The sequence below is a fragment of the Metabacillus sp. GQ13 genome, assembly GCF_059758525.1.
The window spans coordinates 125,198-133,374 of sequence record NZ_JCAXET010000015.1 but is presented as its reverse complement, the minus strand read 5'-3'; the positions used below and the strand labels follow the sequence as shown (position 1 = coordinate 133,374).

5 protein-coding genes are annotated in these 8,177 nt (G+C 37.8%); 3 read left to right on the top strand and 2 right to left on the bottom strand.

The window, feature by feature from the left end; genetic code table 11:
* Positions 1 to 287: 287 nt before the first annotated feature.
* Both AC6CHR_RS18560 and yfkAB read right to left on the bottom strand, forming a co-directional pair.
* On the bottom strand, positions 288 to 1,130 hold the full coding sequence (locus tag AC6CHR_RS18560) for a mechanosensitive ion channel family protein (RefSeq protein WP_498250496.1): 843 nt from the start codon (positions 1,128 to 1,130) through the stop codon (positions 288 to 290).
* A gap of 11 nt (positions 1,131 to 1,141) precedes the next feature.
* Positions 1,142 to 2,263 carry a radical SAM/CxCxxxxC motif protein YfkAB gene (gene yfkAB / locus AC6CHR_RS18555; protein ID WP_498250495.1) on the bottom strand — a complete coding sequence of 374 codons (1,122 nt, stop codon included), beginning with the start codon at positions 2,261 to 2,263 and terminating at the stop codon, positions 1,142 to 1,144.
* A 322-nt stretch (positions 2,264 to 2,585) separates the two neighbouring features.
* On the opposite strand from yfkAB, the gene AC6CHR_RS18550 reads away from it, so the two are divergent.
* The 3 genes from AC6CHR_RS18550 (at position 2,586) to AC6CHR_RS18540 (ending at position 8,068) form a co-directional block, all read left to right on the top strand.
* The gene (locus AC6CHR_RS18550; RefSeq protein WP_498250494.1) at positions 2,586 to 2,774 is read left to right on the top strand and encodes an SE1561 family protein; all 189 of its coding nucleotides are present in this window, start codon (positions 2,586 to 2,588) and stop codon (positions 2,772 to 2,774) included.
* Positions 2,775 to 3,191: 417 nt separating this feature from the next.
* Positions 3,192 to 4,730 (top strand): fumarate hydratase, encoded by a 1,539-nt coding sequence (locus tag AC6CHR_RS18545; protein WP_498250493.1) that lies wholly within the window; start codon positions 3,192 to 3,194, stop codon positions 4,728 to 4,730.
* 296 nt (positions 4,731 to 5,026) lie between these two features.
* Positions 5,027 to 8,068 (top strand): efflux RND transporter permease subunit, encoded by a 3,042-nt coding sequence (locus tag AC6CHR_RS18540; RefSeq protein WP_498250492.1) that lies wholly within the window; start codon positions 5,027 to 5,029, stop codon positions 8,066 to 8,068.
* The last annotated feature ends 109 nt before the right edge of the window (positions 8,069 to 8,177 follow it).

Genomic DNA, 8,177 nt, shown 5'->3' with positions numbered 1-8,177 from the left:
GATTTGTGCAATTTAAGTAAGTGTAAAGGCATGCATACCTATGAATCCTCTTACCTCAGTTAGTAGAATCCTTTTCATACCGATAACATCTGATTGTATTAAGTTCTGGAATAAACACCAGTTGAAATAAATTAATCGATCTTCAACAACGCAATTATGGAGGACTAATTAAATATAGGAAAGAACGTGTTTTGATCAATCCTTCCAAAACACGTTCTTTCTAAATGTTCATTTATCAATGTAATTGGTATCAATTTGGTTAAACTTTTCTATAGCAACATGTACACCTATTTTGAGTCTTCCTGTTGATTGAGCAAAATTCGCTCCTCAGCTAAACGGATATTTTCATCAAACAGAGTTTTAGCAATGATCCTTCTAGCTTCTTTCCCTGTATTCCAGTAGTGCATATCATCAACAAGTCCAGTGATTGTATATTCATGTCCCCGAAAACCGGCATTTAATAAAGTGATCCCATATATTGAAAACGGTTCGACCAAGCAATTAGACTGATCGAGCTTCAAGCAATGGTCAAATTCTTTGTTTAGTTTGTCGCATGCCTTTTGGAGAACGTTCCATACTTTGTCCGGGTCTTCTCGGTAACTAATAACAACACGCTCAATGATCCTCATTCTGTCTATATTATAGTTTTGAATTTGTTTGATTTCGCCATTGCTTATAGTTAATAGCTTCCCGCTCCATTCCCTAATCTTTAGAGAACGAAGGCCGATTTCTTCAACTGTTCCGCTAAATGTGTTATTTACCGTGACAAAATCCCCTTGATGAATCTGTTTCTCATAAATTAAAAACATACCAGCTAGGATGTCTCTAATCAGACTTTGAGCACCAAATCCGATGACGATACCTGCTACCCCAGCACCCGCAAGAATCGAGCCGAAATTTTCAACAAAGCGTGAAATCACAAATAAGATGAAGCCAATTGAGGCAACGTACTTGGTCAAAGACCGAACGATACTTTCGATTGTTTTTTCTTTGCGTTCTTCAATGAAATCAGTACGTTGGAAAAACTTTTTAATTAGTTTATTGATCATGTAGATACTAAACCATAAGATAATCGCAGCGAGAATAATTTGTACCCATGTCAATTTTAGAATTTCATTTATTTGCTCCATTGGTCGACACCTTATATAGTTGATTTTTCTTTTGTGAAATCAATATCCTGATAATAGCTATTTTTCACAAGAATATTTGGTCCTAAACATTTTACAGCTGGGCAATGGCAATTAAGTGATTTCGCTAGTTTTGACCCCATCCACTTGTCATATGCTGATTGGAGGCTATTCTCCTGAATATTACCAAGTGCTGGTGCATCACCAAAGTCAGTGACAATGATACTGCCATCAAAGATATTTACATTCAGTCGTGAGCGGCCATCTGGGTCATTTCGAACAGTTACGTTTTTACTGTCACGAAGGCGTTTTATTAAGTCTAAATCTTCTTGGCCGTTGCTACATGCATAGAAGGGTAATGTACCGAATAATAACCAGATACGTTCATCACGAATATCAAGTAAATGATGAATAGCCTTTCTTAACTCTGACAAAGAAAGGGTCTCTAATCCACTTGCAAAGTCACTTGGGTACATCGGGTGGATTTCATGTCGTTGGCAGTGCATTTCCTCAACGATTTGTTTATGGATTTTTTCTATATAAGGAAGTGTCCGTTTATTTAGCATCGTTTCTGCTGAAACGATCACACCGGCTTTGACAAGTTCACGGCTATTTTCAATCATTCTTTCAAATAAAACGGCTCTTTGCTGAATGGTTGGTTTTCGATCCATCATCGCAAATCCAACTTCGACAAATTCATCAATCGTTCCCCAGTTATGTGAGATATGCAGGACATCTAGGTAAGGGATGATTTTTTCATATCGTTTTAAATCAAGGGTTAAGTTTGAATTTATTTGTGTACGAACACCTCGTTCATGGGCATACTTTAAAAGAGGAACAACGTATTGGTCAACTGATTTTAACGATAGCATTGGTTCGCCACCTGTTATACTAAGAGAACGGAGATTAGGGACTTCGTCTAATCGTTTCAAAAGAAGCTCAAGTGGCAGCGCATTGGGATCCTTAGGTTGTAAAGTATAGCCAACAGCACAATGCTCACAACGCATATTGCATAATGTAGTTGTTGTCAGTTCAATATTGGTCAACGACATTTTTCCATATTGCTCAATATCTAGATAAGCTTCCCATGGATCATATGAAGTTGTTATAGGTTTTAGTGAATTAGTTGTATTCATGTGGTTACTCCTTAATTAGGGCTCTTTTCTAAAAGCTTTTGCAAAAAATGATAAAAATCAGCCTTTGGATTTTTATTATATACAGTAAATATAATGAAAACGACTCTACTCATTTGTGAAAAGAGCAAGTTAATAATGAACTCGCCAATGAGAGGATGACGTATGGTAAAAAGCTATGCGAAAACAGAATCAGCGATTCATAGCATAACAACCATTTTATCATGAACCTGCCTAGTTATCATTACTGAGGAGTGAATCCAGGTCATGGTTGTCAAAAAATAATCTTTAAGCTAGGATAAAAAGGGATGAAAGGAGAGGTCGTATGGGTAACGCTGTTCACGATAAAGATTCGCAATTATCTTATTTGAAAAATCGTTTAAGTATGTTTTTAGAGGTACTTGATTCAATGGATCCTGAATCTACAGATGTAGATGACATAGATCGGTTATTGAAAATGCTTGATGATTTAGAGTTCAAGCAGGACCAGTTTAAGAAGGATTGGGATAAGTAAGTTAGTGGAATTTAATTGAATGAGTGGAGAGGAGCTGCACATTTGTGTAGCTCTTTTTTTGATAGCAGATTACTACTAACAAAGAAGAAGGATTAACGTTTTTGCACTAAGTTTTTAGGTCTTGTTCTACTGAAATTTATGTCCCTTTAAATAGGTTTGCTGTCTAGCTACTGCGCCTAGCCCCTCGAGGTCATAAGGCACTTAGGAATTGAAGGTAAAGACCACCTTCTATTCCTAAGCGTCTTATGCTTGTCGGGGCTGAACAAGGCGCTTCCGCTTTTCAATAAATAATAGCTAGAGTATAATAAAAATTGAGGGAAATAGACCGAAAGTTTAGATATCTGAAATTTTAGAATGATGATGGTAGCGTTGTCATGTTATCTCTAAAATATGCTTATTATAAGGGGGAGAATGTTGATGAAAGGTTTTTATGAAAGTATGTATCAATTAATCGTTGAAACATCGACCAATTTACCAAAGGACGTTAGAAGAGCGATTGCTGCTGCGAAGATGAAAGAGAGTGCTGGGACTCGTTCTGCATTGTCACTTGCTACTATTACGAATAACATTAAAATGGCGGATGATAATGTCTCGCCAATTTGTCAGGATACAGGCTTACCTACATTTAAACTAAAAGTACCAGTTGGTGCAAATCAACTTGAAATGAAGAAGGAAATTAAACGTGCTATTGAGCAAGCGACGAAGGATGGGAAGTTACGTCCTAACTCAGTGGATTCCATTTCTGGGGATAACAGTGGCGATAATCTCGGAGAGGGAACGCCTGTTATTAAATTTGAGCAATGGGAAAAAGACTATATTGATGCCCGTCTTATATTAAAAGGCGGTGGCTGTGAAAATAAAAACATTCAATATAGCCTCCCAAGTGAGCTCGATGGACTAGGAAAAGCTGGACGAGACCTAGATGGTATCCGCAAATGTATCCTTCACTCTGTTTACCAAGCACAAGGACAAGGCTGTAGTGCAGGATTTATTGGAGTAGGAATTGGCGGAGACCGTACGAGTGGCTACGAGTTGGCAAAGGAGCAGCTATTCAGAAGAGTGGATGATGTCAACGAACGTGAAGATTTACGTGAGCTGGAAGCATATGTAGTTAAGCATGCGAATGAGCTTGGAATAGGTACAATGGGCTTCGGTGGGGAAACAACGTTACTTGGCTGTAAAATAGGTGTCATTAACCGAATTCCTGCTAGTTTCTTTGTATCTGTTGCCTACAACTGTTGGGCTTATCGTCGTCTTGGTGTGTATATCGATCCAGATACTGGCTCAATTAGTGAATGGTTATACCAAGACGGTGAAGAAGTAGACTTCGGACAAGATGAAGCAGCAACCGCTGTGGAACTTAATGAAGCTCCTAAAGAAATTGTACTTGAAGCTCCTATTACCGAAGAACAGATTAGAGAATTGAGTGTTGGAGATGTTGTTCGAATTAATGGAATGATGTATACAGGACGAGATGCGATTCATAAATACTTATCTGAAAATGATTCACCGGTTGATTTAAATGGACAGGTCATTTATCACTGTGGGCCAGTTATGCTGAAGGATGAGGATGGTAACTTTCATGTGAAAGCAGCGGGTCCAACAACTAGTATTCGTGAAGAGCCATATCAAGGAGATATTATGAAGCGATTTGGTATTCGTGCTGTTATCGGAAAAGGTGGAATGGGTCCCAAAACGCTTCAAGCATTAGGCGAGCATGGTGGCGTTTATTTAAATGCAATTGGCGGGGCAGCCCAATATTACGCAGATTGTATTAAATCGGTCGAGGGTGTAGATCTTATGCAATTCGGTATTCCAGAAGCGATGTGGCATTTAAAAGTTGAAGGTTTTACAGCGGTCGTTACAATGGATTCACATGGAAACAGCTTACATGCGGACGTCGATAAATCGTCATTGGAAAAATTAGCGCAATTTAAGGAACCTGTGTATAAATAAGCTCAAAAATTGTGATTCAGATAGAGGAATCACAAGAAGATCAGAAGAAAAGAAGCTAAATAAACGTTTGTTTAAGAGACTTGGAACGATTTCCAGGTCTTTTTTTGTCGATTTATTAATAATCAAGCGCATACAGATTTCTAAATATGGTACTCAGTTATACTAAATGTAAAATTAAAGTAAAAAAGGGTCGATGAACCAAATAATCAGTTATAATAGTTTTGGGGTTACCATTTAAAGGAATAACAATGTGGGTTTCGAAAATTATTGGAGTGAAGAGAGAGGGAGATCTGGTTTTGATTGAATTTATAGTAAAAAGGAAAATTTTAGTAAGTTTAGTAACAGTTTTAGTTCTACTAGTAGGCGGATATTCATTATTAAAACTAGACAAAGAACTTATGCCGTCAGTTGATTATGATGGAGCATATGTAGAAGTAACGGCTGGTGAAATGTCAGCGATTGAAGTGGAACGAACCATTACGAATCCGCTTGAACAAAGCATTCAAGGTGTTGACGGTATTATAGATATCGATTCGACAACTTCAATTGGCCGTACAAGCATGCAAATTTCAATTGAAACTGGACGAGGAAATGAAGTATCTAAGGAAATTGAGGGATTAGTACATAGCACTACAGCAGAAATTCAAGGGATAGATGAAGTCATTACAGATCAAATTGGAACGAGTGCTAGCTACGAATTTTTCATGGATGTTTCCAATGGGAAAATGGACGAGATGACTACATTTACTGAGGACATACTCGAACCTCGATTAGAAGGGTTACCAGAGGTCCGCGATGTCTCATTAGCTGGAATTTTGGAGAACGAAGTAGTGATTGAACTTAATAAAGATGAGGTAACAAATAAAGGACTTACGCCAACTGAGGTATTTACGGCTATTCAGCAAGTGAATAGTGAAGCAACGTTAGGGGAATTAAGTGGAGAACAGGAAGCCTCATCGCTTCGATGGAATACAAAATTGGCATCAGTAAAGGCTGTAGAAACAATTAAAATTCCAACTCAGTCAGGTATGATCGCCTTAAATGAGATTGCGAGCGTTACCTTACAACCACAGGAGAATTCATCATACGTCTGGAAAAATGGCGCGAAGGATTTTATTTTTGTACAAATTGGACGTGTATCAGATACAACACAACTTGAAATGGCAGAGGCTGTTCGAGCGGAGATCAAGAACATTAAAGAAGACGGTTTAGTCGATCATTTCGAGCTAAATGAAATTGTTGCACAGGCTGATTATGTACAAGAATCGATCGATGGAGTCTCAAGTAATATTATCATTGGTGGGATCATAGCGATCATCATTTTATTACTATTTTTACGTAGTGTGAGAGCAACCATTATTGTTGGATTGTCGATCCCTACATCTATTTTATTAACATTTATCTCAATGTGGATATTGGATTACAGTTTTAATATGTTAACATTAATCGGTTTAGGGTTAGGGATTGGGATGATGGTGGACTCATCCATTGTGATATTAGAGTCCATTTATCGGAAGAAAGAGCAAGGTTATAAACGATTAGAAGCTGTTGTTGCAGGAACAAAGGAAGTGGCATCTGCAGTCATTGCTTCGGTGTTAACAACGATTGTTGTCTTCTTGCCAATCGGATTATTAGGTGGAGATATAGGTCAGTATATGGTCTGGTTATCAGTTGTTGTTGCCATTACCTTAATCAGTTCGGTGGTTGTTTCATTTACACTCATTCCAACGTTATCTGAAAAGTTTCTGAAGACTGGTAAAAAGCGTAATAAAAAGGAAGGTCGTATACTTAGAGGTTATAGCCAACTTGTGTCATGGGTGATAAAGAAAAAACGTAACAGTTTTGCGGTAATTATCGTTTTCTTTGCCTTGTTAGTAGGGTCGTTGATGCTGGTGTCGAAGATTCCGATGACGATTATGCCTGATATCTTCAATCGATATTCAGAGTTAATTATTGAGGTAGAAACAGGTCTATCTTTAGCAGAAAAAGAAGAAGTCGTAGCAAAGATGAGTGCAGAACTATCCAATATCGAGGATATAGAAAAAAGTTATATCATGGATCAAGGTGGGTTGTTAGTAGCAATCATTAATATGACAACTGGCGATGAGATAAAAAATGAACAAAAGCAGGTAAACGAAGAGATTCTTACCTCAATACGTGATTTGCAGGATGACTATCCGATTACTGGTGTGCAAAGCTCGATATCTGGTGGAGGTGGTGGTTATCCCGTTCAAATCCAGGTAAAAGGTGAAGACTTTGAAGGATTACAATCCATTACAGAAGACTTTGTTGGCAACCTTGAAGAGATAGACGGAATTACGGCTGTCACTAATTCAATCGAACGTACTTCGATTGAACAAGTGATCGAAACAAAAGATAGTGCCATTGAAGATGCCGGATTATCTCAACCTCAAGTAAGGCAGTTCATTGAAGAGACTTACTTGGATATGGCAATTGGCGAGATAAAAGTTGATGACGAAAATATCCCACTCACAATGAAGTGGAATGAACAAACGAATACACAAGATTCGTTACTAAAATTGAAAGTACCAACAAAAGATGGTGATAAGAGCTTATCAACATTTATCGAACTAAAAAGTGTCAATACACCGAATGAAATAACGCATAGCGATGGAGAGCGGTTTGTGACAATCTCAGCGGATATGAAAGATACAGACTTAGGAACGATTAATAGAGAAATCCAAGAGCTTATCGAGAATACGGAAACTCCGAATGGTTACAGTATTTCCGTTGCTGGGGACCTTGAGGAACAGCAAGAGCTTATCCAGGATATGATCTTAATTTTTGCGATAGCGATTTTCTTGGTTTACTTAGTTATGGCTGTTCAGTTTAACCACTTGATTCATCCGATTGTTGTGATGTCAATTATCCCAATGACCATTGTAGGGGTTATTGCTGGTTTGTTTATCACACAGCGCGAACTAAGTATGATGTCTGGAGTAGGCATTATCATGCTGATTGGAATTGTCTTAAATAATGCCATCTTACTAATTGATCGAACAAATCAATTACGCAAAGAAGGATTAGGAGTCAATGAATCAATCATAGAAGCAGGGAAAAATCGTTTACGGCCAATCTTCATGACAACTCTGACGACTGCAGGAGGAATGCTACCACTTGCATTGGCTTCTGGGACATCAGGTAATTATCAGGCACCAATGGCAACCGCGATTATTTCTGGCTTACTTTATGCAACAATGATCACACTCGTCCTTATTCCAGCTGTGTATCGTATTTTCAATGGTATCGGCAATGGCTTAAACAAGTTATTTAGTAAAAAAAGGAAAGAAAAAGTTGATATGAAAGAAAGTGCCTAAAAAAATGAGTTTCTTATTCAAAACCTTCCTAGTTGATCGGAAGGTTTTTTTATTTGGTATTTATTTCCGGTATTGAATTCTTCACTAAATCAACACTATAGATAATGAC

Bases quoted from the DNA above. Each gene is read 5' to 3' on its own strand.
- AC6CHR_RS18560 (WP_498250496.1), bottom strand. From the start codon at position 1,130: ATGGAGCAAATAAATGAAATTCTAAAATTGACATGGGTACAAATTATT.
- yfkAB (WP_498250495.1), bottom strand. From the start codon at position 2,263: ATGAATACAACTAATTCACTAAAACCTATAACAACTTCATATGATCCA.
- AC6CHR_RS18550 (WP_498250494.1), top strand. From the start codon at position 2,586: ATGGGTAACGCTGTTCACGATAAAGATTCGCAATTATCTTATTTGAAA.
- AC6CHR_RS18545 (WP_498250493.1), top strand. From the start codon at position 3,192: ATGAAAGGTTTTTATGAAAGTATGTATCAATTAATCGTTGAAACATCG.